General features: G+C 39.4%; 29 protein-coding genes. 13 read left to right on the forward strand and 16 right to left on the reverse strand.

What is annotated here, in order from left to right; translation table 11 throughout:
• Positions 1-56: 56 nt before the first annotated feature.
• Positions 57-962, reverse strand: coding sequence for a helix-turn-helix domain-containing protein (locus tag H6G59_RS25395; protein ID WP_190720334.1), 906 nt, complete (start codon positions 960-962; stop codon positions 57-59).
• A 235-nt stretch (positions 963-1197) separates the two neighbouring features.
• Here H6G59_RS25395 and H6G59_RS25400 point away from each other — a divergent pair, with 235 nt between their 5' ends.
• Entirely contained in the window at positions 1198-1479 is a 282-nt protein-coding gene (locus H6G59_RS25400; protein ID WP_190720336.1) for a hypothetical protein, read from the forward strand.
• 127 nt (positions 1480-1606) lie between these two features.
• On the opposite strand, the gene H6G59_RS25405 is transcribed toward H6G59_RS25400, so the two are convergent.
• On the reverse strand, positions 1607-2095 hold the full coding sequence (locus H6G59_RS25405) for a hypothetical protein (RefSeq protein WP_190720339.1): 489 nt from the start codon (positions 2093-2095) through the stop codon (positions 1607-1609).
• 165 nt (positions 2096-2260) lie between these two features.
• Here H6G59_RS25405 and H6G59_RS25410 point away from each other — a divergent pair, with 165 nt between their 5' ends.
• Entirely contained in the window at positions 2261-4159 is a 1899-nt protein-coding gene (locus tag H6G59_RS25410) for a serine/threonine protein kinase (protein ID WP_190720342.1), read from the forward strand.
• A 411-nt stretch (positions 4160-4570) separates the two neighbouring features.
• On the opposite strand, the gene H6G59_RS25415 is transcribed toward H6G59_RS25410, so the two are convergent.
• The 6 genes from H6G59_RS25415 to H6G59_RS25440 form a co-directional block, all read right to left on the reverse strand.
• Positions 4571-5224, reverse strand: a complete 654-nt coding sequence (locus H6G59_RS25415; protein ID WP_190648330.1) for a heterocyst differentiation related protein — start codon at positions 5222-5224, stop codon at positions 4571-4573.
• Between the two features lie 241 nt (positions 5225-5465).
• Positions 5466-6269 carry a tryptophan synthase subunit alpha gene (gene trpA, locus H6G59_RS25420; protein ID WP_190720345.1) on the reverse strand — a complete coding sequence of 268 codons (804 nt, stop codon included), beginning with the start codon at positions 6267-6269 and terminating at the stop codon, positions 5466-5468.
• Positions 6266-6475, reverse strand: a complete 210-nt coding sequence (locus H6G59_RS25425; RefSeq protein WP_190720348.1) for a hypothetical protein — start codon at positions 6473-6475, stop codon at positions 6266-6268. Before H6G59_RS25425 ends, trpA begins: the two co-directional genes overlap by 4 nt.
• On the reverse strand, positions 6472-6774 hold the full coding sequence (locus H6G59_RS25430) for a DUF3007 family protein (RefSeq protein WP_190720351.1): 303 nt from the start codon (positions 6772-6774) through the stop codon (positions 6472-6474). The genes H6G59_RS25425 and H6G59_RS25430 overlap by 4 nt, the downstream gene beginning before the upstream one ends.
• Positions 6775-6799: 25 nt before the next feature.
• Positions 6800-7024, reverse strand: coding sequence for an NAD(P)H-quinone oxidoreductase subunit L (gene ndhL, locus H6G59_RS25435; protein ID WP_339328009.1), 225 nt, complete (start codon positions 7022-7024; stop codon positions 6800-6802).
• 781 nt (positions 7025-7805) lie between these two features.
• On the reverse strand, positions 7806-8096 hold the full coding sequence (locus tag H6G59_RS25440; RefSeq protein WP_190720353.1) for a four helix bundle protein: 291 nt from the start codon (positions 8094-8096) through the stop codon (positions 7806-7808).
• Positions 8097-8198: 102 nt separating this feature from the next.
• Here H6G59_RS25440 and H6G59_RS25445 point away from each other — a divergent pair, with 102 nt between their 5' ends.
• On the forward strand, positions 8199-8378 hold the full coding sequence (locus tag H6G59_RS25445) for a carbohydrate porin (protein WP_339328008.1): 180 nt from the start codon (positions 8199-8201) through the stop codon (positions 8376-8378).
• Between the two features lie 225 nt (positions 8379-8603).
• On the opposite strand, the gene H6G59_RS25450 is transcribed toward H6G59_RS25445, so the two are convergent.
• Together H6G59_RS25450 and H6G59_RS25455 are read right to left on the reverse strand one after the other, a co-directional pair.
• Positions 8604-8996: a hypothetical protein gene (locus H6G59_RS25450; RefSeq protein WP_190720359.1), complete on the reverse strand. Its 393-nt coding sequence runs from the start codon at positions 8994-8996 to the stop codon at positions 8604-8606.
• 63 nt (positions 8997-9059) lie between these two features.
• Positions 9060-9641, reverse strand: coding sequence for a Uma2 family endonuclease (locus tag H6G59_RS25455; protein WP_190720362.1), 582 nt, complete (start codon positions 9639-9641; stop codon positions 9060-9062).
• 197 nt (positions 9642-9838) lie between these two features.
• Between H6G59_RS25455 and H6G59_RS27140 the strand changes: the two genes are divergently transcribed.
• Positions 9839-10141 carry a GUN4 domain-containing protein gene (locus H6G59_RS27140; RefSeq protein WP_199332162.1) on the forward strand — a complete coding sequence of 101 codons (303 nt, stop codon included), beginning with the start codon at positions 9839-9841 and terminating at the stop codon, positions 10139-10141.
• Positions 10142-10515: 374 nt separating this feature from the next.
• Here H6G59_RS27140 and H6G59_RS25465 read toward each other — a convergent pair whose 3' ends face one another.
• Positions 10516-11433 carry a lysylphosphatidylglycerol synthase domain-containing protein gene (locus tag H6G59_RS25465; protein ID WP_190720376.1) on the reverse strand — a complete coding sequence of 306 codons (918 nt, stop codon included), beginning with the start codon at positions 11431-11433 and terminating at the stop codon, positions 10516-10518.
• Positions 11434-11664: 231 nt separating this feature from the next.
• Between H6G59_RS25465 and H6G59_RS25470 the strand changes: the two genes are divergently transcribed.
• Complete coding sequence (locus tag H6G59_RS25470) at positions 11665-12231, forward strand: DUF6658 family protein (RefSeq protein WP_190720379.1); 567 nt, start codon at positions 11665-11667, stop codon at positions 12229-12231.
• Between the two features lie 44 nt (positions 12232-12275).
• On the forward strand, positions 12276-12878 hold the full coding sequence (locus H6G59_RS25475; protein WP_190720381.1) for a hypothetical protein: 603 nt from the start codon (positions 12276-12278) through the stop codon (positions 12876-12878).
• Between the two features lie 103 nt (positions 12879-12981).
• Here H6G59_RS25475 and larC read toward each other — a convergent pair whose 3' ends face one another.
• Entirely contained in the window at positions 12982-14298 is a 1317-nt protein-coding gene (gene larC / locus H6G59_RS25480) for a nickel pincer cofactor biosynthesis protein LarC (RefSeq protein ID WP_190720384.1), read from the reverse strand.
• Positions 14299-14475: 177 nt separating this feature from the next.
• Here larC and H6G59_RS25485 point away from each other — a divergent pair, with 177 nt between their 5' ends.
• The 3 genes from H6G59_RS25485 (at position 14476) to H6G59_RS25495 (ending at position 17557) form a co-directional block, all read left to right on the forward strand.
• Positions 14476-15135, forward strand: a complete 660-nt coding sequence (locus H6G59_RS25485; protein ID WP_127052431.1) for an L-threonylcarbamoyladenylate synthase — start codon at positions 14476-14478, stop codon at positions 15133-15135.
• 367 nt (positions 15136-15502) lie between these two features.
• A complete protein-coding gene (locus H6G59_RS25490; protein ID WP_127052430.1) occupies positions 15503-16723 on the forward strand; it encodes a HetZ-related protein in 1221 nt (406 codons plus the stop codon).
• A gap of 351 nt (positions 16724-17074) precedes the next feature.
• The gene (locus H6G59_RS25495; RefSeq protein ID WP_071191289.1) at positions 17075-17557 is read left to right on the forward strand and encodes a PD-(D/E)XK nuclease superfamily protein; all 483 of its coding nucleotides are present in this window, start codon (positions 17075-17077) and stop codon (positions 17555-17557) included.
• Here H6G59_RS25495 and H6G59_RS25500 read toward each other — a convergent pair.
• A complete protein-coding gene (locus H6G59_RS25500; RefSeq protein WP_190720387.1) occupies positions 17554-18390 on the reverse strand; it encodes a DNA adenine methylase in 837 nt (278 codons plus the stop codon). The two genes, H6G59_RS25495 and H6G59_RS25500, sit on opposite strands and share 4 nt — an antisense overlap.
• A gap of 259 nt (positions 18391-18649) precedes the next feature.
• Here H6G59_RS25500 and H6G59_RS25505 point away from each other — a divergent pair, with 259 nt between their 5' ends.
• The 3 genes from H6G59_RS25505 to H6G59_RS25515 all read left to right on the forward strand — a co-directional run bounded on the left by H6G59_RS25505 (position 18650) and on the right by H6G59_RS25515 (position 20556).
• Positions 18650-18856 (forward strand): DUF751 family protein, encoded by a 207-nt coding sequence (locus H6G59_RS25505; protein ID WP_083389686.1) that lies wholly within the window; start codon positions 18650-18652, stop codon positions 18854-18856.
• A gap of 129 nt (positions 18857-18985) precedes the next feature.
• The gene (rbfA, locus tag H6G59_RS25510; protein WP_190720390.1) at positions 18986-19384 is read left to right on the forward strand and encodes a 30S ribosome-binding factor RbfA; all 399 of its coding nucleotides are present in this window, start codon (positions 18986-18988) and stop codon (positions 19382-19384) included.
• Between the two features lie 935 nt (positions 19385-20319).
• Positions 20320-20556 (forward strand): DUF4327 family protein, encoded by a 237-nt coding sequence (locus H6G59_RS25515; RefSeq protein ID WP_016953171.1) that lies wholly within the window; start codon positions 20320-20322, stop codon positions 20554-20556.
• A 334-nt stretch (positions 20557-20890) separates the two neighbouring features.
• On the opposite strand, the gene H6G59_RS25520 is transcribed toward H6G59_RS25515, so the two are convergent.
• The 3 genes from H6G59_RS25520 to H6G59_RS25530 all read right to left on the reverse strand — a co-directional run bounded on the left by H6G59_RS25520 (position 20891) and on the right by H6G59_RS25530 (position 23110).
• Positions 20891-21244 carry a hypothetical protein gene (locus H6G59_RS25520; RefSeq protein ID WP_190720394.1) on the reverse strand — a complete coding sequence of 118 codons (354 nt, stop codon included), beginning with the start codon at positions 21242-21244 and terminating at the stop codon, positions 20891-20893.
• Positions 21245-21730: 486 nt separating this feature from the next.
• Positions 21731-22402 carry a cadmium resistance transporter gene (locus H6G59_RS25525; RefSeq protein WP_190720397.1) on the reverse strand — a complete coding sequence of 224 codons (672 nt, stop codon included), beginning with the start codon at positions 22400-22402 and terminating at the stop codon, positions 21731-21733.
• A 282-nt stretch (positions 22403-22684) separates the two neighbouring features.
• The gene (locus tag H6G59_RS25530) at positions 22685-23110 is read right to left on the reverse strand and encodes a YidH family protein (RefSeq protein WP_190720400.1); all 426 of its coding nucleotides are present in this window, start codon (positions 23108-23110) and stop codon (positions 22685-22687) included.
• A 521-nt stretch (positions 23111-23631) separates the two neighbouring features.
• Here H6G59_RS25530 and H6G59_RS25535 point away from each other — a divergent pair.
• Positions 23632-24567 carry a LysR substrate-binding domain-containing protein gene (locus tag H6G59_RS25535; RefSeq protein ID WP_190720404.1) on the forward strand — a complete coding sequence of 312 codons (936 nt, stop codon included), beginning with the start codon at positions 23632-23634 and terminating at the stop codon, positions 24565-24567.
• Positions 24568-24882: the final 315 nt, after the last annotated feature.

Here is a 24882-nt window from a genome sequence, read left to right on the forward strand (position 1 = left end):
AGTAATATTATTTATTTGTTATGTGTAAAATCATTTTTTTGTACGGTAAAGATTTTTTAGTGATGCCTGTTTTTAACTTGGCGATCGCACTTTTTTTGCCCTACCTCACAAAATCGCGTTGCTCCCCTGTCGCTGTTACTCAGATCATATTTATTAAATCCATTAAGACATTTTTGAGTTGTATCTTCTGTTTTATTATCATAAAATTCTGGATTGTTTTGGTCATTTAAATAAACATCACCTACAGTTTTACCTTCCACTTCTAATATATTCCAATACTTAGGTTCAAGTGAACTGAGAAACAGATTTTCTTTGCTGGGTATTACTAAGAATATTCCTGCTATTTCTGTATCCCAATTACCATCACCTAGATATACCCAATATTTAAAATTGAGTAAATATGGTTGTAAGATATTTTTATTTATATAAAAAAGTAACTGCCACATATGCTTTTTAATAAATATTTGATAGCGTTGATCTGCTGTTTTAGGATTGTTAGGTCTATAACCTACCCAATTCGGTGATCTATTCATTTTAAATATTTCACCAAACCCAATCTGTTCCAGAATTCTGATAGCTAAAGACATCAAATCTTCTTCAACTTCTGCAACTAATTCCCCATCTGATGGAACTAATGAAATTACATTATTATTTATATTTTCCAACTGGTTTATCTGCTCATTTGTAGAGATAGAAAAATCATTACTTACCCACTCAGGTTTGTGCTGGCAAAATAAAGCCTTTAACTTATCTCTCTGATCTTTATCTCCTGGAAATTCACTTTCAATACCAAAGTCTTTATATATATTAGAAATTTGCTTGCGTACAGTTCCTTTATGACCTCCCTTTAACTGAGCAATTTCAGCATTAGTACGTCCATTCAGCACCAACTGTAACACCTCAGTTTTCTTTGGTGCTTTTTTGAACTTTTCTAGAATTTCCTCAAACTGCTTCTTATTCATAGGTTTTATAAACGCATTTACCCCATCTGCGTATTGTGCGTATTGTGCGTACTGTTATTTAGTTTAAGGGTAAATTTCCTCAAACTGCTTCCTATTCCAAGGTTTTACAATACTGCATTTAGTCAAACTTGCGTATTCCGCGTATTCCGCGTACTCAAATTTTGTTTAAGGGTGTCCCTTGACCTGCGTATCTGCGTAATGAGCATGATATGTACAGTAGCGTTTGAGTAAACCCATGAAAGATAATTCTAGATTTGTTCAATTAGTAATACCAGGGATGGAAAAATTTCTGGCTGAGAATAAAACAAGCGTAGAAACTACCCTAACTACTCTAAAAGCCGTTGAAGATATATGGGTTCTGAGTCCAGAAAATCAAAATACATTCCACCAATTAGAAATTCCTGGAATGGAAGGATTTTTGTCCAAACTAAAAGCACAGTCAAAACCAACAGATTTAAGCAAACATGGCGATAAAATCAGCATGAGAGAAAACCAACTTGAAGATTTTGCTGCCTAAATTTATCCCAAAAAATTATGATCTACTTTGTAGAGTCAGTGAATTCTATTCTGCTGACTCTATTTTTACACCACCAAAAATCCTGTATCATCTCACACAGCACCTGCAACACCACACCCCCCAAGCTTCATCCCTCTGGTAAACTATCAAATACCTGCTTAACTAACTCCTTCGTCTTATTTTCCAAATTCTGCCAATCCACTTCTCCCGACTCATCGATTAAACTAGTGTCAATATCCACTGCGGAATTTTCACAACCGTAATTTAAAAAACATACTTGGTAACAAATATTCCACAAATCTACATTAATTTGCTGCTCTTGACGTTGCAAGCGCAGATGGTATCCTGGATGGGGCATAGGCAAACGAGCAAGAGTCTCCTTAATTTCCTCTGCCTGTGCCGGTGTAGCAGTTTCCATAGCTGTCAACAACTGATTGACCAAAGCTTTCGTTTCATCAGTAATGTTAGATGGCCAGATCAGCACATCATGGTAAGTTCCTTTCCAGGAAGAGGTATCCAGATGCTTGCGAATATTATCGACAATGCGAATAAAAGCAGGTTGCATGAGGAGTTCAGCTTGCTGCCATGTATTGGAGTTTGTTATCTTAGGTGGCATTGCTAATTAACAGAGATACTAAACAAAAAGTAAAAATTTGTAGGTTTTCTTCAAAAAGTGTGTTGTTAGTCTAAATCTTTTCTCAAGATAGCGGATTTCCTGGAAGAAAATTTGGAGATATTGACTACCATCTGGAAAATTAGGTGTTAAAACTGGGGAGGGAATATGATAGGCAAATTATTAGACCATCGCTACCAAGTCATACGCATTTTGGCAACGGGAGGATTTGGTCAAACCTATATTGCCCAAGATACCAGGCGGCCTGGTCATCCCATCTGCGTTGTCAAACACCTCAAACCTAACAGCACTGACCCCAAAATTTTTGAAACTGCTAAACGGTTATTTAACAACGAAGCCGAAACTTTAGAAAAACTGGGTAATCATGACCAAATACCCCGACTACTGGCTTATTTTGACGAAAACCAAGAATTTTTCTTAGTTCAAGAATATATTGACGGACATACCCTGAATGAGGAACTCATACCCGGCCAACCTTGGAGTGAAACCCAGGTTATGCAACTGTTGCTAGAAGTTTTGGGTATTTTGGAATTTGTCCATCAAGAAGGTGTAATTCACCGCGACATCAAGCCAGATAATATCATCCGTCGCGCTGCTGACTATAGATTAGTTTTAGTAGATTTTGGGGCAGTCAAACAATTAAGTTCTCCATTAGTTACCGCTGGGGGACAACTCACCGCTACAGTAGCTATTGGTACACCGGGCTATATGCCTACTGAACAAGGACAAGGTAAACCCCGTCCCAATAGTGATATTTATTCCCTTGGTATTATTGCTATTCAAGCATTAACGGGAGTCCCAGCCAAGCAATTACAAGAAGATCCGAATACAGGTGAAATCCTCTGGCAACATTTCATTCCTGTTAACTACCGCTTGGCAGAAATCCTCAGCAAGATGGTACGTTATCACTTCAAAGACCGCTACCAAACTGCTACGGAAGCACTGCAAGCCTGTAAAGAGTTGCTAAATCTTACTTCTGTATCTTCCATACATTCAGAGTCTCCCAAACAAATTAGCTACCAACCTCCCAAACCTCTGTCTCAAGTATTTTCACAGCAGCATACAGTGGCTATTGCTCCCGCTAATCCAGTGGCTAGTAAACCTGTTCATCACGACTCTTCTAGCCAACCAGATCCATTACCCTTATTAATTGGCATTTTATTGGCAGGTGGTGCAGCTGCTTTGGTCACAAATTTATATCCCAATGTGAAAAATGTAGCTGCTAATTGGACAGGGAACAACAGCACATCAGCTAAAAACTGCTCGGCTATGGTGGCGGCTAATTCTAATATCCGTTCTGAACCGAGTGCAATTAATTCTGATAATATTTTGAAAACTGTGGGTGAGGACAGTGGGTTTGATGTGACTGGTAAGCGGACAAAACGAGGTTGGATACAAGTTAAGCTTAAATCTGGACGTTTGGCTTGGGCGCACTCGGATGTGATCACCAATGAAGATATATGGATCGCTTGCTTACGGGATCAAGGTGTTTCTATTCAAACTGTGGAAGATAGTCCCTTAATTGCATCTCGACCAATTCCCAAACCTCAACCAAAACCTATTCCTGTCGTTACTCCTGCGCCGGAAACATCAGCACAATCAACTTCTGAACCAGAAACAGCCGGTGCTAATGCGGATAAGGAGAAAATTGTCGAAAAAGCCAGACAGAAGTTTGAGTCAGGAGATTTGCCCGGTGCGATCGCTATACTCAGATCAATTCCTGCTAATGCTGCTTCAGGAATCAAAGAAACAGTCCAGACAATTAATCAATGGCAACAAGATTGGGCAAAAGCAGAAGCATTAGCTAATGAAATTAATCAAGCTATTGATAACGGCCAATGGGATAAAGTTCTAGCTTATCGAGATCATCCAGAAAAGTTACCCAATATCAAATACTGGCAAGATAAATTAGAACCAATGTTTAAACAAGCAGCAGAAAATGTCGCTAAACAGGCTCTTCCCCATAAAAATAACCAAAGTAATCAAACTACTTCCCCAGAAGAACCAGCTAAGACTGACACACCAACCACCGCAGGGCAAAATTAAAATAATTCGTAATTCGTAATAATGCCTACGGCAGGCTACCGCCAACGTAATTCGTAATAATGCCTCCGGCAGGCTACCGCCAACGTAATTCGTAATTAAGTTTTGTAACGGAGATTGAGACTCCGCATAACATACTTGCCGCTTATAGAAGTCAGGGACTTAAACCCCCTGAATTAGTTAAAAATTACAAATTACAAATTACAAATTTAAAAAGCAGATTACACAAGCTTTTTAGGAATTTTTAATGGTCAGTTATTTCTGCCAGCCTACACTAGTACAGCTTCGACAAATTTAAAAACACAAAAAATTGGGCGGGTAGACAAAATATCTACTATCTACAGATATTTTGTCTAAACCCGCTTTTAGCTGATGGTTATAAAATGCAACATTCAGTTTTGAATTTTGAATTTTTTAGTGTAGTTCGTCGTATTCTGCTGTTTCCATTCGTCTAGCTTCTGTGCGGGTGGAAGGTAAAAATTCAGCCCGTCGAACAGTCGCTAAGGGTGGTGTAGGTCCGTTGTAGGGGTGAATTACCTGCACAGTGCGGGTAGGACGATGCTGTTTTGGAGAAAACAAAGCCAAGACACCAGCAACCACAACGCCACCACCAATAGTTAGTGTCGCCCCACCAACTGCCCAAACTATGGGTGAAGACCACCAAGGATTTTGTTCAGGTGGTAGTGCAGCTACTTTTTGTTGATTGAACTGTTGGGCTGATTCCCACTGCTTCTGGGTTAAATTTTGGGCTTGCAGCTGAAGTTGTTGGTTTTGCAACACTAACTGTTGGTTGTCGCTTTTCAACTTTTCCATCTGCATATTCAGCTTTTCCATTTCCAGACGCTGGTCAGAATTGGGTGCTACTGGTTGTTGATTGGGATATACTGGTTGCCCGTAAGGTGGATACTGCACAGGTTGCTGCATTAGCTGGGGCGCTACAAACGTGGTGGGCATTTGTGGGGCAGCAGCGAAGTTAGATTGTATAGGGGTATTTGTTCCTTTTAGTAATAGGAGAGCCGCCAGACCAGCTACAGCAACTCCGCCGATAAATGCCATACTTTCACTCATCGCTTTTACCCCTTAACCACGACGGCAGCATAAGTTAACTTTGACTGACTCACTCTCACACTCATAATTGATTGCCTACTTCAACTTATATAAGACTCAAACTATAAGCATATTTATCAGGTAGTTTTTTTTCAGCCTGGTATGTGCTGTTAATATTCAAGACTATATCAGTCAAATTGTCCACTAATAGATGATAAAAAAACTACGCTGTTATACTTTTTAATCTACTTTCTCCAAATCATCAAGAGGCCGTTTTGATAGCTGTCTTCAGATTTTGGCAAAATTGAGCGATCGCACTGAGTCCCTCTTCTGGTGTTCCTTCTGCTAACCGCTTGACAATTGCACTACCGACAATTGCGGCATCTGCACCCCATTCCTGGACTTGACGAGCTTGTTCTATGTCAGAAATACCAAAGCCCACGCCGATAGGTTTATCTGTAACGTTGCGAATTTGTGTGAGTAAATCGGAAACTCGGCTTTCCATTTGCGATCGCATTCCTGTTACCCCAGTCACACTGACCAAATAGATAAATCCTTGAGAAGCACGAGCGATCGCTTCAATCCTCTGGGCAGAACTTGTAGGAGCCACCAACAGAGTTAAATCTATCCCCACCTCACTAGCTGGTTGCAACAAGCCTCCTGCCTCTTCTAAAGGTAAATCAGGAACTACTAAACCTGCTACACCAGCTGCCTTAATTTGTTGGAGAAACTTTTCAATTCCTCTATGTAAAATTGGGTTGTAATAGGTAAATAAAATAATTGGTGCTTTTAAACTAGGAGTAGTTGCTTGTAGCATTTCCAGCACCTGATCCAATGTAGTACCCCGTTCTAAAGCGCGGGTAGCTGCCGCTTGAATCACTGGCCCATCTGCTAAAGGGTCAGAATAGGGAACACCTAACTCTATAATATCCGCTCCAGAGCGATCTAAAATTTGTAAAGCCTTAGCTGTGGTTTCTAAATCTGGATCACCGGCAGTAATAAACGGAATCAGAGCGCACTCTTGATTCCGTTTCAGGGTTTCAAAACAACGAGAAATTGCAGTCATTGGTCAGAAGAAGGGAACAGGGAACAGGGAACAGGGAACAGGGAACAGGGAACAGGGAACAGGGAACAGGGAACAGGGAACAGGGAATAGGGACAATCTCTCCCCATCTCCCCATCTCCCCATCTCCCCATCTCCCCATCTCCCCATCTCCCCATCTCCCCATCTCCCCATCTTCCCATCTTCCCATCTTCCCTGTAACCTGTCACCTGTCACCTAATTCTATTTCAGCTTGAATTTTTGCTAATTCTTCAGGAGTGAGTTCATCTAGTCGCTTTTGCAGGAAAGCTTTTTCATACTCTTCCCGTTGTTGATGGTAGGTCATTTTTTTACCCCCTGCTCGGAAAAGATATGTGGCTAACCAGCCTATCAAGCCAACAACCAGTAAGCATTGGCTCCAAATACCAGCATTTTGACCATCTAAACCGACTAGCTGCAATCCTGCATAAGCCAAGCCACCAGCTACAAAAACACCCAAGCCAATTCCGATTGCATCAATGCGTCGCATGAGAATGATGACCTACCAATCTAAATTAAACAATTTGTCTACGCCGGGGTCGCAAATTCACAATCGGGGAGAGCAGCAACAAACCCGGAAAGAAGAAGAACACTAAAAAATACATGAACCCACGCTCTACAGAGCTTGCTGTGTACCAACGCAGCTTTAGATAAAGCATTACAACCATTGGTACTACCAGAAGATAAGCTCCGGCTAAAATCAGATACAGTAGCGCTACAACCATAATTCTTTGTCGGATTTGAGAAGACTATTTGGTGCGTCTACTCCTCATGATATGCTGAATAGCTAAACCAAGGGAAGTATCATTCATGGGTTTTGCCAGGAAAGCAAATAAATTTTCCAACTACTTGTCATAATTGGAAAAAACAGCTAAGATTATGATATAATGTAATTTCGCCTTCAAACGCGGCCAAGTGTCTAGGTTAAAAAACTCACAACATGAGTAGTTAATTTAGGTGCTAAATGAAAAAAAGTAGTATTTGAAAAGAAAAATTTTAAAACTACTTGCACAAAAGACGCAATTGATGGTGGAATAGATGAGGAGGTTTTTTACCTCCAGATTCAGAAACCCTTGGGGGTGTGGCGGAATGGTAGACGCTACGGACTTAGAAAACTGAGCCTTGATAGAGAAATCTTTCAAGTGGAAGCTCTCAAATTCAGGGAAACCTAAATCTGTTTACAGATATGGCAATCCTGAGCCAAGCCCAGAAAATTAATAATTGAGATTTTATTTTTGGAGTTAAATCTAAAATTCTAAATCCAAAATTCAGGGAAGGTGCAGAGACTCGACGGGAGCTACCCTAACGTAAAGCCGAGGGTAAAGGGAGAGTCCAATTCTTAAAGCCTAAAGTTGCTCAAGTAACAAGGCAGCAGTGAAAGCTGCGGAAGAATGAAAATCCGTTGACCTTAAACGGTCGTGGGGGTTCAAGTCCCCCCACCCCCATTATCAGTTATCAGTTATCAGAAATTCTGGTTTTCTTGAGGATTGAGAAAAGGATTTTTGATATCTCTTCGGCATTTTAGTAGTAGATACTGTTAAATGCTTTTTCATCAATATACCCTGTGTCTTTTAAAAGAGACAACCAATATTTAGTTTCAAGACATTCTTTGTAAGCAATAGAAATTTTCGCAGAAAATTCTGCTGTTGATATAGCACCATTTGCTTCCGCAATATTTGCTCCAATTGATGTTCCACTTCTAATCAATTGTTTTGATAAAATAAATTCTTTTTTCTCTTGAGTCAAATATTTATAAGCATTGACAATCCTGATAGCAAAATTATACGCCTTCTCATACACCAAACTGTTCATAGCTCACTGATAACTGCTAACTGCTAACTGGTAACTGATCTGGATGCTAATACCTAATGTAGGGAAGCTAAGGCAGCGCCAGCGATTTCAGCTAAGATGCTAATGAGCGATACCTTCGGTCAGCTATCTCTTCGAGTCCCGTCAGGGATACGCTATCGCGCATATCACATCGAAGTTTTTTATCGTTTGCGGGTGAGCGATAACATTTTTATGACTCCTGATTTTTGGGTAATTCTTAACCCGGAAAACAACAGTAAAAACTTAGACAATATGCTCCCTTAACTCGTTGTGCAGTGTTTGAAGAGCGATTTCTAGATATTTCGAGTGTATCCACCCAACATATCCTCCATAGACACATTTTCCTGAACGATCAGCAATAAAAACATGATCAACGCCTGCGTAATTTTTCCAGGTGTTAATGGTTACGCCATTTTTGAAAACGAGATGAGGATGAGACTTAGAAAAATCTGTTTTGTTCGCATCAGTTATGCCCTGCACTCTTTGCAATTAATTGATAAGCTGCATAACTGTGGGTTTACTTACATCCCTTGTAACGTTTACCTCTATGGATGCAATAATATTTTCCTTTCCCCCTATGATATACGCACCCTGTTTTGAATACGAACCAGCGATCGCTCCATCTAAATAAACCTCAAATCGTCCCAACCACTCACACTTTCTACCCAGCAACCTTAAGGGATCATCTTTGATAGAGTTTGTATTAACAACGAGTGTGATAATATTAATACCCTCACCAAGGGATGGAGTAATATCAATGCTTGCTCCCGCTTTGAGCGAAAAATGCCGATCATTTACATTGATATGTCCCGTATCGCGTACCTCAACTAAACGCACTTGTACAAGGCTTATATCGCTTATCGAGATAGTGTTGGTTGCCATATTTCATACCTTAAAAGGGTTAGTTCTAGAGTATTTTCTGCTGGTGTTTTGTTTTATGTTTTATTACCCGTTCTCTGGTTCAAGGGTTAAACCGCGATAGACTTGCTCAATGGGGAAACTGAGATTGATGCTCTTTAGTTCAATGATGTCGCCTTCTCCATAGTTAATAATCATCCATTGTCCCGCATCATTTTTGTGATACAGGTCGATTTCGATGCTGGTGGAACTAACCAATAGGTAATCTTTCAAGACGGGGTTATTTTGATACATTCTGAACTTGCTACCGCGATCGTAGGCTTCGGTAGTTTTTGAGAGAACTTCAACGATTAAGCAGGGATAGGTAAAATAGTTGGAAGTATTTTTATCTCGTTCATCGCAAGTTACACTCGCATCTGGATAGGTATAGTTATTTGTCTCGACAATATTAACCTTGATATCAGAATTCCCAGTTATACAACCACTATTCTCTAAATGGGCATCAAACATGGAGGTGAAGCGGATAGCAATACGACCGTGATTGACGCTACCGCCGCTCATGGCATAAACTTGACCGTTGATCAGTTCGTGTTTTTCTAGTTGCTTTTCTTCCCAAGTGAAATATTCTTCGGGAGTTAGGGTGGGGAAATTTTCTTTGGCTGCGATCATGGTTCGTTATCTCCTACGGTTTGCAGTTGCTTGGGGTCAGTTTGGCTCTGGGTTAGTTGATTTAATTTTAACAATCTACACAAACATTTTTGGGAGTAAGCTTTTTTAAATTGTTCGGTTTGGTTGATTTGGTGTTTTCAACAAGTTCCTCTTGATATTAATGAAAGTTTTTTAAGCTAGAATTTACTCAATTAGATATGAATACAAATCCATTAGCTTCCTCAACAGGCGCTGACTATCAAAAACTAGATACACTATTAGCAACAGGTAACTGGAAAGAAGCAGACTACGAAACAGCAAGACTAATCCTAAAAATAGCCAACCGAGAAAAAGAAGGTGTTTTAGAATTAGAAGATATTAAAAAATTTCCCCTTGCAAAGCTGCTAACAATTGATAAATTATGGCTAAAATACAGTAATGGTCACTTTGGCTTTTCCATCCAAAAACAGATTTATCAAAGTTTAGGAGGAACACAAAAAGATTATCAAAAAAATTGGTAAGCTTTTTGTGAACAAATAGGATGGAAACAATCAAAAAAATGGTTAAACTACAAAGACATTGATTGTAATTTAACAGCACCAAAAGCCCACCTACCTAGTCGTGCTTGGGGGTGTATAGTAGCATGGTGGTGGGTAGTGGAGTGGAATGAAGCTATTTTAGCCAGAATGTATCTCCTCTCCCATCCAGATTTTTGACATACTCTCCGCACTTTTAGGGCGGGGATTCTGGGTTCAAACAACAGTTGCAGTTTCATACCGTCTTACACTATCTCGCCCAACAGACAATGCCCTGTCTGCTTCCAGCATTCTATCAGAAAGCCGTCTCCGGACGGGGCTTTAGACCCAGTTTTTTGGTAAAACTTTCTCCACATACCCTAATTAGCCAGTCGTTCGTCGAGGGAAGCTAAGGTAGCGCCGGCGATTTCTGCAAGAATGCTAATGAGACGATAGAGAGCGATCGCACTAATTACTAAAGCAGTAGGGAAGTGATACTGTAAAATTGTTAGTGCTGTAGCTTCAAACACGCCTATTCCACCAGGCGCACCGGGAACAACCAAACCTAAAACCCAAGCAAAACTAAAAGCACCCAGTAATAAAGGAATGTGGCTCAAGTTTAACGAACTTAGCGCAAACATAGTTAATATAAACCCAGTTCCACGCAGTCCTAAAAAAACTAATTCTCCCAACAAAGGTCTTAGAGGATAGCGTTGAATATTTAAACTACTAATAGGCTGATTTTCAGAATTATATTTTTTGGACTTTAATCTATATAAAAAGCGAATTACTGGATTCAAAACCCAAGGATGAACCGCACAAAGTACCACAACTAAACTCAGCAATTGCAGAATTTTTACTCCCAAATTAGTATTATTAACTGCAAATTGACTACCGAATAAAACAACAGTAATTAAAGCCGCCGCCGCCATGAGTAGCGGTTCTAGCAGAACACTTAAAGTTGCTGCACCAGCAGAGACATTAGCATTTTTAGCCGCTAAAATTCGTCCATAATAATGCCAAATATTGCCAGGTAAATACTTAGCAATATTCGTTTTTAGATAAACTTGGATAAATTGAGCAGATGATACAGGTTGATTTAACTCTTGCAACACCCAAGTCCATATCCAACCAGCCCACATATGTGCAAGTAAAGTTATACCTGTAGCAATTGCTAAAATTGCCCATCCTGCCGCATCAATATGGATAGAAGTTACTTCTAGCCAATTATCCTTCAGTGCTTTTCCTAAAAAAAACAGCGTCCCCCCCAAAATAAACCAACGTAAAATTCTCTTCATTATTTTGAATATTGGTGGAATTTAATGATTAAATTGCCCAAAATAATTATATTAAATAATCTCTCTCTCTAGTTAGATAAAATTATAATTTTCTCAGAAGTAAAATGTAACCTACGCTAGAGGTTGTTTAATTATATGTTTTTTAAAATTGGTAGGTGTTGTTGATGTTAATAACTTAAGTCTTTGGCGAAAACGACGATTTGAAGTTTAATCCTGGATAAGGAGGACTAAGTGAAAAGTTTGATAAACATCTTGAAAAAGCTGCAAATGCGCCAGATTTTAACTATCTTTTTAGCGGGAATATTGTTGATAGTTAGTACGGCTTGTAGTGGAGTAAATGCTCAAGGTGCAAATCCCAAAAATACTCCTGTACAAGCAGGTGGAGCAAATAATCCTTATAAGAGTGGTAGCGACAAATATACAAACTTGCGAATGTCTACAGACCCAAAAGTAACTACTGAATCAAGGAAATCAGAGGATGATCAAGCTAGTTTACCTTTAAAGTCACAATTATTAATAGCCGCACATAAGGAATCTGAAATTCTTTATCCTGGAGCAGAAACGCCTGCCGGTAGAGTTAGGAAAGAGGCAGAATTACCAATAATCACAGAAGAAGAATTCAAACATCCTGAACCAGGTGGATTAATTCAGCGTGAACCAGATTTAAAAACTCGCATTCAAAAGCGAATGGAAACTGTAACAGAGTCAGTTGAAAAAGCTTCAGAATTTTTAAAAGAAAAAGGCGATGAAGCAAGTGCTAGACCTGAATTACAAAAAAATCCAGCCGTAGGCAAATAGAATTTGATTTTTTAAGTCAGACAACAAAATACAAGGAAGAAAACATGAAAAGAGTAATTACTAGTTTGCAGAATCTGCGCCCACTGAGAATTTTAACGGTATTTTTGGCAGCAAGTTTTTTGTTTTTAGTCCAAGCTTGTAATCGTCCCACCATAGCCGGACAACCACCCCAACCAGCGGGACAACCGCCAAATGTGCAAAGATATGATCCCACAAAAGATTATCCTCTTTCTCCCTATGAAGGAGGGATGAACAACTTTAGTGATGTAGATCCCAGAGCGAAAAAATCAGAAAAAGCAGCCAAAGAAAGAGCAGATGAGCTAATAGAAAATGCTCAGAGAAACGTTGAAACCAAGGGAATTGATAGTACTGAGCAATATGTCCGCAATTATCGTTCAGGAACACCCTTTGGAGAAAGAGTAAAAAACTTAGGTGAAGATGTAGGAAGTTCTGCCGAAGAATTGCGAGAAGGTGTAACCAAGGGGACTCAGCGAGGAGTAGAAAATCTTCAGGAAAATGTTGGCAATGCTGCTAAAGGATTGACAAAGAATGTGCAGCGCGGCACTGAAGATATTGGTAAAAATCTTCAAAGCACAGCCGAGGATGCTAGTCAAGCAGTAAGAAGGACTGTAAGAGACGCTGATTAAATATAATTCACGTTAATTCACGTTAATTCCCGATTTTAGGGTGGGCAATACCCACCCTATGATGATTAAATAATGCCCTAATTAACCAACACCGACAAATAAATTATCTGCGTTTATCTGCGTTTTTTTGATCATATTTTTGTTCCAAATACCAAGTCTGTAAAGCTAGGCGTTGAACTTCCAGCCAGGGAATATCGTGTTTTCGTGCTAAATCTGCACAATCTTCGTATTCAGGCTGGACATTAGTAATATTCTTTTCTTTGTTTTCTGCTGTTTTTCCTTGCCACGCCACTTTAATACGCACCATGCCATAAGGTGTTTCCACTTCTTGAATTTCCCGTTGTAAAATGTGGCGTTGTCCAGAAGTTCGACGAATTCCTAAAGTAGTAGTTTCGCGGAATAAAACCTCTTCACAACTGGCCAATTGTTCTGGATGACAAATGACGGTTAACAAAATCCCTGGACGAGATTTTTTCATTCCTATCGGTTGAGTAAAGACATCCAGCGCACCAGCTGCAAATAAAGCCTCAAACACATAACCAACAGCTTGGGGATTTAAGTCATCAATTTGGGTTTCTAGTACAGAAATTGTTTCTAAATGTGGACTAGTATCTGCAAAATCAGGAATATTTGTCTGTAAATTCGTAGTTTTACCGAGCCAGAGGCGTAGTATATTGGGGATGGGTAAGTCAAGGGAACCTGCTCCTAGTCCCACTTTTTGGAGGGTAATTGGCGGTGGTGAACCAAAACTTCTTGCTAAAGTAGTAGCGATCGCAGCCCCGGTCGGTGTCACCAGTTCTCTGTCAATACCGTTGCTATAAACTGGACAACTCCGCATTTCCCAAAGTTTTAATACTGCGGGTACAGGTACTGCCATTTGCCCATGTGCAGCCCGAACAGTTCCCCCACCAGTGGGAAATGGTGAGCAGTATATGAGAGGTAATCCTTCCTGATTGCTGTCGATACCCAACCAATCTAACCCCAAGCAAGTACCGACAATATCCACAATCGCGTCTACAGCACCCACTTCATGGAAATGAACTTTTTCTGGTTCAATGCCGTGGACAGCCCCTTCTGCCAATGCTAACTGGCGGAATACAGCTAAACTCCAAGCTTGTGCCTGTGATGGCAACTTGGCTTTGAGAATCATTTTCTCTATTTCTGGTAAGTGGCGACCATGTTGGTGATTGTGTTCGTGGTGGTGGTGGTGGTGGTGATGTAATAAATCTACGTGGATTTTGGTTGCTTGCTGAGTTTGACGATGAACAAGTTCTGCCCGTAATTGGTATTCTTGCTCAATTCCCAAATTGTTGAGTTTTGCCACTAAATACTCTACGGGAACACCTAGACTTACTAAGGAACCCAGGCACATATCACCGGAAATACCTGTTGGACATTGAAGATAAGCGATTTTATTCATAAATTAGTCATTGGTTATTAGTCATTGGTCATTGGTCATTGGTCATTGGTCATTGGTCATTGGAGAAAAACCAGTACCCAATCTCCGCGTCTCCCCCGTCTCCGCGTCTCCCCTTCCTCCCATTGTTACTATTTTCCTGCCAATGCAAAAGTCCCAATCTCAACCTCAGCATCTTTTATGGCAAAAATTTTCACAATTCATCCTGATAATCCTCAAAACCGCCGAATAGATGAAATAAAGTTGGCGCTCTCTAGTGGCGCTATCATGCTCTACCCTACTGATACAGTCTATGCAATTGGTTGTGATTTGAATGCCAAGTCGGCGGTGGAAAGAGTGCGGCAAATTAAGCAGTTAGCGAATGATAAACCACTGACCTTTTTATGTCCCTCCCTTTCTAATGTGGCGACTTATGCCTTCGTAAGTGATACAGCCTATCGGATTATGAAGCGGTTGATACCAGGAAGCTACACGTTTTTGCTACCTGCTACCAAGTTAGTACCGCGACTGGTACAAAATCCCAAGCGTAAAACGACGGGAATTCGAGTGCCAAATCATATTGTCTGTTTGGCATTGCTGGAAGCGTTAGAAAATCCGATTATTTCCACTTCGGCACATTTACCACCAAACGATGTAGACGATGGAATAGTTGGAGTTAATCCAGATTCTATTCTGTCGCGGGTAGAGCTATTTGACCGTTTGGATAACTTGGTAGATATTATTATAGACACGGGCGAAGAGCCGACTTCTGAAGTGTCTACCATTTTAGACTTGACGGATGAAGAACCAGTAATTACACGGAGGGGGTTAGGTTGGGAAGCAGCAGCAGCTTGGGTATAATAAGAGAGCTTTACAAGTGCAATCATCTGTTTCGGAAATTGTGATAAACATACTCCTGTTTTGAAATTTTCCTACTCACAGGCGCGGGGACTGGGGAACACGGGATGGCGAAAAATCTGGGCATTCCCTTGCTTGAGATTAGTTTTCCCACTCCACAAAGACCTATGTCTCAAATTTGATCTAGTTGCTGATAAAAAAAGCGACACAATTGACAGGCCCTTAACTTTTGAAATTTCCTACAGTCTTATAGGTGAGCAATATCTGTGGTGGGTCTTGATGAATAGAAGCAAGATTCTCCAGTTAGAACTGGCTTTAAGTACTGTGTCTGCGTTTTAGTTAAGGTGCAATACCAATTTCAGGAAAAGTCATGAAAGCTAACCTCGTCAATCTGCCAAATTCTACACCTGCTTTTGACAGCGATGTTTCGACCGAAGACTTATCAGATGGTAACACTGATACTTTAGTACAACTGCTAGGTCAGGAATTGCAGACTCAAGTTAAAGCTTCTGTTGGGTGTGTGCAAGCTATAGCCGAGCGCATAGCCAAAGAAGTAGAACGCATTTGTGATAAAAGCTCTCGCATCCAAACTTCTGGGCAAATCAGGTCTTGGCAGATTACTTTAGCAAGACATCGAATACAAAAGTGCTTGCGTTATTACCAATTGGGTTCAAGACAAGGGCGTGTGGAATTACATAGCAGTCTCGGTGCTATTGTTTATCGCCACGTTACAGTTGCCGGCTCAGAATTAGGTTTTGAAGCTCGTTACAATCTGATTGAAGATTTTCTCCAAGCTTTTTATATCGAAGCGATTAAAGCTTTTCGTCGGGAAAATGAATTACCAGAAGATTACACACCTCGTACTCAGCTACAACTAGCTGAGTATATGGCGTTTACAGAGCAGTATGCTAAACGCCGGATTAATTTACCTGGTGGTGCTAATCAACAATTGATTGTATTACGCGCTCAAGGTTTTGCTCGCCGTCAGCCTCAAGAAACTACTGTAGATATTGAGATGGCTGTGGATTCGGCTAAGACTGAAGAAGCAGAATCTTATCAACGTAATTTGGCGGTGCAGCAGATTAGGTCGCAAATGGTTGCTAAACCTAATTTTGATCCATCTGAAGAGTCGGAACGCGATCGCGTGATTACAGAATTGATGAAATATCTGGAATCCCAAGGTCAATCTGATTGCATGGATTACCTGTCTCTTAAGCTGCAAGACCTCTCAGCACCGGAAATTGACCAAATTCTAGGCTTAACTAGCCGTCAGCGCGATTATTTGCAACAACGCTTTAAATACCATGTGGAAAAATTTGCCAAACAACACCATTGGCAATTAGTACATCAATGGTTAGGTGCTGGTTTGGAACATAAGTTGGGTTTATCTTCCCAGCAGTGGGATACTTTCTGGAATCAACTCACAGAACAGCAACAGCAAATCTTTAATCTGAAAACTGCTCTTGAGAATGATCAAGCGATCGCAAAAGCTGTCCAATGTACCCCCAAACAGTTACAAAAGCGCTGGACTCAAATGTTAGAACTAGCATGGGCTATTCGCAATGGTCATGCTGAAGTTAAAACCTGCTGAAGACAAGCTGAAATCACTCAATTTATCTGAAGCCCTAATCCACTTTATACACCTGTTTTTACAACACAAAAATCTCCTCTATTTCTCCCCCAGTAACGGGAGAATTAGAGAAGAAGGCGGTGATCATAACCAGTTAATACCCCTGGTTTGACCTTTTTCACATCTGACCACATCATTTCCTCTACAGTCTTTATTTTTATATCAATACATTTGTTTTTGAGTACAAAATTACTATAATATTTCTAGTTTTTGATTGATTTATCTCATCAAAAATTCTTATACTCGACAATTTCCTGTCCCTTCTAAGGAATCCTAAGATTAGGAACCCTTTTGAAGATAATCAGGATAAATATGACTCAGGGTGGAAAAGCAGTTACATCTGGTAATGTCTTAGAAAACGCTGTAGAAGGGACTTTGTTGGCACACAAATATGTCCAAGTGGGTTCTGATTTACCTGAAAAAAAACGCCTTGAATGTCTTTTAAACTCGAATAACATCATCAAAAGATATGCAAAGCAGGTTCATGTTGGCAAAGGAATTTATGGTAGCGAAATAACTGTAGACTTTTACATTATTGGTTCCAAATCAATTTCTTCAGGACTGATTATTGAATGTAAATGGCAGCAAACTAGCGGTTCCGTTGACGAAAAACTCCCTTATCTAAATTTAAATATTCAAGATTGTTATCCAGCCGCAGCAATCGTATTAATTGATGGTGGAGGTATGAAACCACAAGCCATATCATGGTTAACCAAACAAGTTGGGTATAATCAGAATTTGCTCGCAGTTCATAATTTAAGTTCCTTTATTGCCTGGTCTAACAATCATATTTAATATGAAGTTACTAATACTTCAGTAATTTTTCCCCGCTTTTTAGCATTGGAATTAATTGATCTAGCTGCTGATATAGTATGAATATTGAAACTATTATAAAGCTTACGAATAAATTTACAATCTGAATTAGATAGCATAACTTTTACACCACGTTCAGCTAATTTCACAAATACATCCCTTAATTCAACTTGCTGACTTTCAGCAAAAGCATAGCGACTGTAAGCTGTGAAATTGCTAGTTTCACTTACAGGATGATATGGTGGGTCAAAAAAAACAAAATCATCACTGCTAGTCGCATAATTTAAGACTTCGGTAAAATCAGCTTGTTGAATCTCTGCTTGAGAAAGTGCTTGTGATGCAATTCGCAAAACATCTTCCTGGCAAATACCAGGATTTTTATATCTGCCCAAAGGCACGTTAAATTTACCTTGAGAATTGACCCGATAAAGACCGTTAAAACAAGTTTTATTCAGATAAATAAACCGAGCCGCTTTTTCTAAATTTGTGCCTTCAGGATAGGAACGCACTTCATAATAATAATCTCGATCATATTTAGTATGTCTGTCTTTATGCTTTTGTAGTAGATCAATTAATTCCTCAATATTATCTCTAACGCAACGATAAGTAGTAATTAAATCAGCATTAATATCAGTTAAAATTGCTTGATTTGGTTGCAGATGAAAAAAAACAGCCCCTCCACCTAAAAACGGTTCATAGTAAGTATGAAAATGCTGGGGAAAATAAGCTTTATATTGCGGAATTAACCGATTTTTACCCCCAGCCCACTTTAAAAAGGGACGTGGGCTAATTTCTTTGGGGATTTGACTTACCATTTATTTATAATTCAACTAAAACTCAGCTATGTAAATAAAGCCAATCTAACTAACGAATCATATTTTATAGCAACCGCCAAGGTGGTTAGGACGTGAACTAATGAGAAAACCTAGACAAAACAGACTTTCAACTCTGTCACCTGTTAAGAGTCACCTGCTATATATGAATTGCGCGATTTTCAGCACCATAGATTATAATTAAGTTAAATAAGCACCTGAAAACAAACTTACATTTTATAACAAGGCAGTCTATATTCAAATGTTTGACGGATTTTGGGATAACGTCTTTCGCTACCCTCGGTACTTGATCAGTATCGTCTTAGGTCTTTTTCTGAATGCCTTTGAGCCATTAAAGCCGCTTTTTAAACGCCCAATCACCTTAATTGCTATTTTGGGCTTTTTTATGGGGAGTCTGTTTTTCTTAACGCTTACTCTCCGGGCGATGCTAGGTTTGAGTACAATCTAGACAAGGGCTACACCAGTGGGGTTGCTCCCTTTGGACTGTTGTTGTGAGCTTTAGCCGCTTCAAGCAACGTCCGCTATAAAAAAAGCATCTATTCATGTTGTACAACCTCTGTGAGAAGGCGGAATTTATATGGCTACAAATCGCCGCGTTTCCCGCGTTGCTGAATTAATTAAACGGGAAGTTAGCCAAATGCTGCTCAACGGTATTAAGGATGACCGTGTGGGTACAGGAATGGTAAGTGTCACTGATGTGGATGTTTCCGGTGACTTGCAACACGCTAAAATCTTCGTCAGTATTTATGGGACTCAGGAAGCTAAGGCTGAAACAATGGCGGGTTTAAAGTCAGCTACGGGTTACGTTCGCAGCGAACTGGGCGCGAGGGTAAGGCTACGTCGCACGCCAGAAGTTCTGTTTATTGAAGATCGCTCTATAGAACGAGGTACTAAAGTACTGAGTTTATTAAATCAACTCCAGCAGGAACGTCCAGTGGGGTTCTCAGATGAAAATGAGCCAGAAGTTACCGAATAATTAGCTGAGAATTGACCACATACTGGGTATGGTGTTTGACTTAGCTACATAACCAGAAACCTGGCTCCAAACCAGGTTTTTCGTATAAGTAGCGGCCAAATTATTTCATTAATAGATTAGGATAGGTTAAAAAAATGTTAACAGATGGGTTGCTATAAAACTTGCTGGTGTAACTTAGCCATTGTAACTTGCAATAGTTTATACCCCATTTCCGGCAAAAAATTGCTGGTCTATTTTTTTATGAAAACATTACAGATTACTGTCTGGCTCAAAGAGACTTTACGGTCTTTATTTAGTTCATATCCAGTCTGGATAATTGCTTCTCAAAAAAACTCTACGCGTCAACCTTAATGATAAGTATATCTCTAGGGAGACGCTAAAGCTCAAAACTAGACACAATATTAAACTGTCAGCAGCCCTACTTCTGGTACGTTTGCCCTGGGTGGAGTTAGCCATAGTGCAGCTTGGCATGAATGACAGGAGCAAATGGGTGCGCCTCTGATTCCGGGCAAGTTAACTAAGTAGCCATCATGAACTGCGTACACCAGGAAGAATGAAAATAAGCCCTTTCACCTTCCCCGATTTTCAAGTCAGGTAAGCACAATAAAACCAAACTGTGTAAAGAAAAGTAAACAAGGCTAAAACCCTTTCTCCCCCTGCTAGAAAGCTCCCTGCCCCCTGCCTTATCCCAACGACAATTTTTAACGCCAACCTACTTACCCTGGTATTCAGAATGTGAAGGCTATTTATCATCAATGTTATGATTCCTTGACAAACTTAATATTTCTTTAGATAATTTATAGGTCTGTAGCGTCAAAATGATAATAGTTCCGTATAGCAAACTACAAAACCTAGCCACAGGTCTAAATTATTGCCATCTTTGTTCCTGATTAATATTGGGAATACTATCTAAATGTAAATTTGTGAGTAAAAACATGAGTGTGAATACGGTGCCTTCTATCAATTACTACTCTCTGGATGTCATCCAGGACGAAGCACGCCAACTGGTGCAAAAGGGAATGTTGAGCCGTCAGCAACCAATATATACACTCTGCCAATACATCCCAGCCAGAGAGTGGGTATGCGTTGAATGTGAATTAGAGAAATGTGACTTTTTGTTGCGCGATCGCATTGGTGATTTAATTGGTCGGGAAGAATGGGACAACGACTAGTCAAGCATAAATTTTAGATTTTGGCTTGGCTGTTAAGTTTTAATGTGTGGATGACATAACCTAGTACTAGAAGCTAAATCTACGGTATAGTCTCTGATTTTAATTTCCCAAGAAAGCAGAAAACCTACAGCCTAAACTTATACTACTTTTGCAGCAAACGATATGTACGATTGGCTACGCCTACCCATTTTCCTCTGAAAGTAGTAATTGCTTTATTTATACTTGTTCAGAGTTCATGACTTTGGACAAGTATATTTTTTGTCAGAAGGCAGGAGGCAGGAGGCAGGAGGCAGAAGGCATAAATAATCTCTTTCTGTTCCCTGTTCCCTATTCCCTATCCCACTTGCTCTAAGTACTGGTTAATATCCTCAATAACGCGAGTGAGTTCAGCTTCTGTAGTTACGCGAAGGTTGACGTTGCGGACAGTGAGCAGAACTTTAGCCGCAAAGGGAGTAGGCCAGATATTAGGATTGCAAAAAACTTCTAAAAAAACCTCGCCAGTGTAGCGATATTCCAAAGGAGGTTGGTGAGTTATTTTACCACCACCTGGAGTGGGTTTAGCAGTAACAGCTTTCAGACTTGTCATTAATTCGTCTATTGCTGCTTTTAATTCTCGTGCGGCTTGGGGTGAAAAACTGAAGGAGACAGAACCTTCACCTAGATTCAGTGTGAGAGGGGTAGAAGACATAGAGCTTTTTGGTTAAAACTTTTTGGTAATTACATATTTTACTGGATGGGGTAATGGGGTGAAAAATTGCTGCTTTTTTGGCAGGATCAAAAATCGCATCCGTTGGATTTAGACAATTTGCAAATAATGAAACTGGAAATTACCTTTTAATAAAAATAGGATTAACTAAACTTATTGATGACTAATTGTTAGATAGCCCAAGTATTTACCTGTGCGAAGGATAAATTATGTCTATATTTTTTACTATTTTACTTACGTATTTATGGCTACCTGTATACGCTACTTACGATACTAATACGCATACTACAATCTGAACTGCGGAATGTGGGCTATAAAATAGTCAGAATTTGCACTTAAGTGTGAAGTTCCATCTGCCCAAGAGGGGGACAGCAATTACTAAATTGACCAAAAGTATTAAAATCATTAAAGATATTTTAAGAATTTTCATGTGTGTAATTGAAGCTTTTGTTTACGACAAAGAATTTATTAGAAAAGCATTGCTAAATTATGTACAAGTTCATGAGTTCCACTTTTAAACATGATAGATAAACCCAAATAGATTAATACAAAAGGAAAGATTTTCCGACCATATCGAGTCATAACAGAAGCCATGATAGGATTACGAGTCAGGTTATAAGAAAGAAAACACCATAGTCCAATACTTGAATAGCAAACACATAAAATTACTGCCAGACTGGGAACATTACTGCTGGCAAATAACGGGACATAAATACCAATATTATTTCCACCATTGGCAATTGTTACCGCAGAAACACGATAAGTTTGGGGATCTTTGAGCGTTGCTAATAATGTTTTATCATGACGCTTATGTTTGACTGAATGAGCAAAGTTAACTGATACAGCTTGTACAGTATCTTCTTCCTCTTCTCGATTCATAAGATGGCTGATACCAATCATGATTGGGAGAATCCCTAGCAATCCAATCCATGCTTCTGGAAGCAATAAACCACCAAAAAAACCAGGAAGACTAGCCATTACTAATGTAGTAAACCCCATAAATTCGCCAATAATAATATGCTTGGGACGAAACATATGGTTTACTTTGCCAAAAAAAGCTGTCAGGTATAAGTTATCATCGAACGTTGTTGCAAAAGCCGCCGATATGCCAATCAGTAATGTCCCAATTAGCCAACTCATAGTTTTTCTCCTCAGTGATTTATCGAAATTATTTCAGAAGCTAGTTGAAGCTATTACCATCAATTGCAGATTTAATTTATTGCTTCAATAGGTAAGCTTAGTAGCTTATGAACTCAATAATATAATCTGGCTAAGATAAGAGCAAATACTCTTTTTTGTTAAAACGATAAAATAAATTTATTAATTTAAACATTAAAAAACCAGGACTAGAAATAGCCTGGTGCAAAACATTAATATCAAAAGCTTATCTAATTTGCGGTTTTTATTTTCAAACTAACCAAATCATTCCAGTATAAAAGTATTCAGATAATCTAGAGGAACTGTAAACACATAGTATAGTACTCCCATCCCCAGAATAACTACAGCTAGACTCGCCAGAAGTATCCAACGATCTGGGGGTTGATAAGTATCTTCATCAATATCTTGGCGCACAGCGAAATAATGCTGTGTTGAAAGTATTACTGTCAACACCCCCACCACAGCAAAAGCTAAACCTAGCTTCCAACCATTCCCTGGAGGTTGTGGCGCTAGTGGAGGTGAAAAAATCCGCAACCGCACAATTAAAACGCCAAAACCCATGAGCGCAATACCACTCCGCATCCATGCTAGATAAGTACGTTCATTTGCTAAGTGATCCCGAACTCGGTCTGAACGATACTTCTTTTTTTCTAAATTCTTCACTTCTAATTTTTTTGTCTCTATTTTCATAAGATTTATGTGCTTAAGTAGCTATAGCCATTATCGGTTGAGTGAGATACAATAACTCCTCTTTGCCAGCAAGGAGGGGGCTATGATGTACCTCATTCAAATGCATACCGCTATATTGAATTTTTTAGTATTTAATTATCTTTATTTTATAAGACTATATCATTAATATATTTGTCACTTAGACGCTATATGATTTTTACTTGATTCCTTTTATTGATTAATTTAAGTTTTTTAATCACTTGCTTTTATCGAAATTCATGATTTTAGGATTTACGCATTGACAAAAAATATCAAATATGTGTGTCCGTGAAAACCACATTGATCGTAGGGATAAAGTGCAGTGCTAACCCCACGGTTGGTTGATTTATCGGTAAAAATAGAATTAGTTTCAGCCTGAAATAAAGTATTTTGGTGAGCGCATAAAGAACATTTACAGTTATCTACTGTTTTCCGCTATATTTACCGTATAATACGTCCAAGGTGTTCAAGATCACTACCATACAAGCTCGTACATAGTCAAAATGACGCTGGAACAGTTGCGAATTTTTTTAGCCGTGGCAGAAATGCTGCACTTTACCCGTGCAGCTGAAGCACTTTATATCACTCAACCCGCAGTCAGTGCTGCTATCCAAAGCCTGGAAACAGGATATGGGGTGAGATTATTTCATCGCATTGGTCGTCATATTGAAATTACAGACGCTGGTAAATTATTACAGGGTGAGGCGCAAAAAATTCTTGATCATGTAGAGTTAACAGAACGTGGCTTGAAGGAATTAAATAATCTACAACGGGGGGAGTTGAAGATCGGTGCTAGTCTCACAGTTGGTAACTATTGGCTACCGGAGAAAATTAGCCAATTTAAGCAGTTATATCCCGGCATTTTTATAAATTGTAAGTTAGGAAATGCTGAGGAAATTTGTGAGGGAACTGCTTTAGGTATCTATGATTTGGGATTGGTAACAGGTGACATGAAACCATCATTGCAGCAATCTTTAGAAAAAAACCAAGTAGGAAGCGATCGCTTGCAAATTGTGGTCGGTAAATCTCACCCTTGGTATCAGCTGACTGAAATTTATTTAGATGAATTATTTAGCACAAGTTGGGTAATGCGTGAGTCTGGTTCCGGCGCACAGCAAATGTTTGAGCAAGCCTTACAAAGTTGGGGAATTGAACCTAACAAGCTGGATGTTGTACTGAACCTAAACACCAGTGAAATGGTGAAAGCAGTTGTAGAAAGTGGTGTTGGTGCGGCTGCACTTCCAGAATCAATGGTGAAAAAAGAAATACAATTAGGGACTTTACACGCTGTACAGATTACCAATCCACAAAAAAAACCAAATAAGAGATTAGAAATTCTCCAACCTGTTTGGAAACTTAAACACCGCCAACGCTTTCATACACGAGTAGTGATAGCTTTTGAAGAAATACTTATGCAGCAAAATGTTAAAGTTGCGTAACTTAACCTGAATCTAACTTCTTTACCATTATTTTTAGTTTCTGATTTAGCCTCTTCTATTACTGGTGAAGAAATTCAAGTTGATGGTGGAAGTACACCAGGAGTTTAAGTTATTACGTAGGTTGGGGAGCCACCGTTGTGGACGGGTTTCCCGGCTTGAAACGAGTGGCGTTTGAGGTAAGGAAACCCAATATCTTCAGGATTAAGAAAACCCAAAACTTTTAGGATGCGGTTGATGCGATCGCACCAGTAGTACCAGAATCAATAATTGTTTGCAAATAGCCTTCACTTAAAAGTTGTTTATAACTCTGTATTA

This window comes from Anabaena lutea FACHB-196 (assembly GCF_014698305.1).
Classification (GTDB): Bacteria; Cyanobacteriota; Cyanobacteriia; order Cyanobacteriales; family Nostocaceae; genus Anabaena; species Anabaena lutea.

Bases quoted from the DNA above. Each gene is read 5' to 3' on its own strand.
- H6G59_RS25395 (WP_190720334.1), bottom strand. From the start codon at position 962: ATGAATAAGAAGCAGTTTGAGGAAATTCTAGAAAAGTTCAAAAAAGCA.
- H6G59_RS25400 (WP_190720336.1), top strand. From the start codon at position 1,198: ATGAAAGATAATTCTAGATTTGTTCAATTAGTAATACCAGGGATGGAA.
- H6G59_RS25405 (WP_190720339.1), bottom strand. From the start codon at position 2,095: ATGCCACCTAAGATAACAAACTCCAATACATGGCAGCAAGCTGAACTC.
- H6G59_RS25410 (WP_190720342.1), top strand. From the start codon at position 2,261: ATGATAGGCAAATTATTAGACCATCGCTACCAAGTCATACGCATTTTG.
- H6G59_RS25415 (WP_190648330.1), bottom strand. From the start codon at position 5,224: ATGAGTGAAAGTATGGCATTTATCGGCGGAGTTGCTGTAGCTGGTCTG.
- trpA (WP_190720345.1), bottom strand. From the start codon at position 6,269: ATGACTGCAATTTCTCGTTGTTTTGAAACCCTGAAACGGAATCAAGAG.
- H6G59_RS25430 (WP_190720351.1), bottom strand. From the start codon at position 6,774: ATGCGACGCATTGATGCAATCGGAATTGGCTTGGGTGTTTTTGTAGCT.
- H6G59_RS25440 (WP_190720353.1), bottom strand. From the start codon at position 8,096: ATGAACAGTTTGGTGTATGAGAAGGCGTATAATTTTGCTATCAGGATT.
- H6G59_RS25445 (WP_339328008.1), top strand. From the start codon at position 8,199: ATGAGCGATACCTTCGGTCAGCTATCTCTTCGAGTCCCGTCAGGGATA.
- H6G59_RS25450 (WP_190720359.1), bottom strand. From the start codon at position 8,996: ATGGCAACCAACACTATCTCGATAAGCGATATAAGCCTTGTACAAGTG.
- H6G59_RS25455 (WP_190720362.1), bottom strand. From the start codon at position 9,641: ATGATCGCAGCCAAAGAAAATTTCCCCACCCTAACTCCCGAAGAATAT.
- H6G59_RS27140 (WP_199332162.1), top strand. From the start codon at position 9,839: ATGAATACAAATCCATTAGCTTCCTCAACAGGCGCTGACTATCAAAAA.
- H6G59_RS25465 (WP_190720376.1), bottom strand. From the start codon at position 11,433: ATGAAGAGAATTTTACGTTGGTTTATTTTGGGGGGGACGCTGTTTTTT.
- H6G59_RS25475 (WP_190720381.1), top strand. From the start codon at position 12,276: ATGAAAAGAGTAATTACTAGTTTGCAGAATCTGCGCCCACTGAGAATT.
- larC (WP_190720384.1), bottom strand. From the start codon at position 14,298: ATGAATAAAATCGCTTATCTTCAATGTCCAACAGGTATTTCCGGTGAT.
- H6G59_RS25485 (WP_127052431.1), top strand. From the start codon at position 14,476: ATGGCAAAAATTTTCACAATTCATCCTGATAATCCTCAAAACCGCCGA.
- H6G59_RS25490 (WP_127052430.1), top strand. From the start codon at position 15,503: ATGAAAGCTAACCTCGTCAATCTGCCAAATTCTACACCTGCTTTTGAC.
- H6G59_RS25495 (WP_071191289.1), top strand. From the start codon at position 17,075: ATGACTCAGGGTGGAAAAGCAGTTACATCTGGTAATGTCTTAGAAAAC.
- H6G59_RS25500 (WP_190720387.1), bottom strand. From the start codon at position 18,390: ATGGTAAGTCAAATCCCCAAAGAAATTAGCCCACGTCCCTTTTTAAAG.
- H6G59_RS25505 (WP_083389686.1), top strand. From the start codon at position 18,650: ATGTTTGACGGATTTTGGGATAACGTCTTTCGCTACCCTCGGTACTTG.
- rbfA (WP_190720390.1), top strand. From the start codon at position 18,986: ATGGCTACAAATCGCCGCGTTTCCCGCGTTGCTGAATTAATTAAACGG.
- H6G59_RS25515 (WP_016953171.1), top strand. From the start codon at position 20,320: ATGAGTGTGAATACGGTGCCTTCTATCAATTACTACTCTCTGGATGTC.
- H6G59_RS25520 (WP_190720394.1), bottom strand. From the start codon at position 21,244: ATGTCTTCTACCCCTCTCACACTGAATCTAGGTGAAGGTTCTGTCTCC.
- H6G59_RS25525 (WP_190720397.1), bottom strand. From the start codon at position 22,402: ATGAGTTGGCTAATTGGGACATTACTGATTGGCATATCGGCGGCTTTT.
- H6G59_RS25530 (WP_190720400.1), bottom strand. From the start codon at position 23,110: ATGAAAATAGAGACAAAAAAATTAGAAGTGAAGAATTTAGAAAAAAAG.
- H6G59_RS25535 (WP_190720404.1), top strand. From the start codon at position 23,632: ATGACGCTGGAACAGTTGCGAATTTTTTTAGCCGTGGCAGAAATGCTG.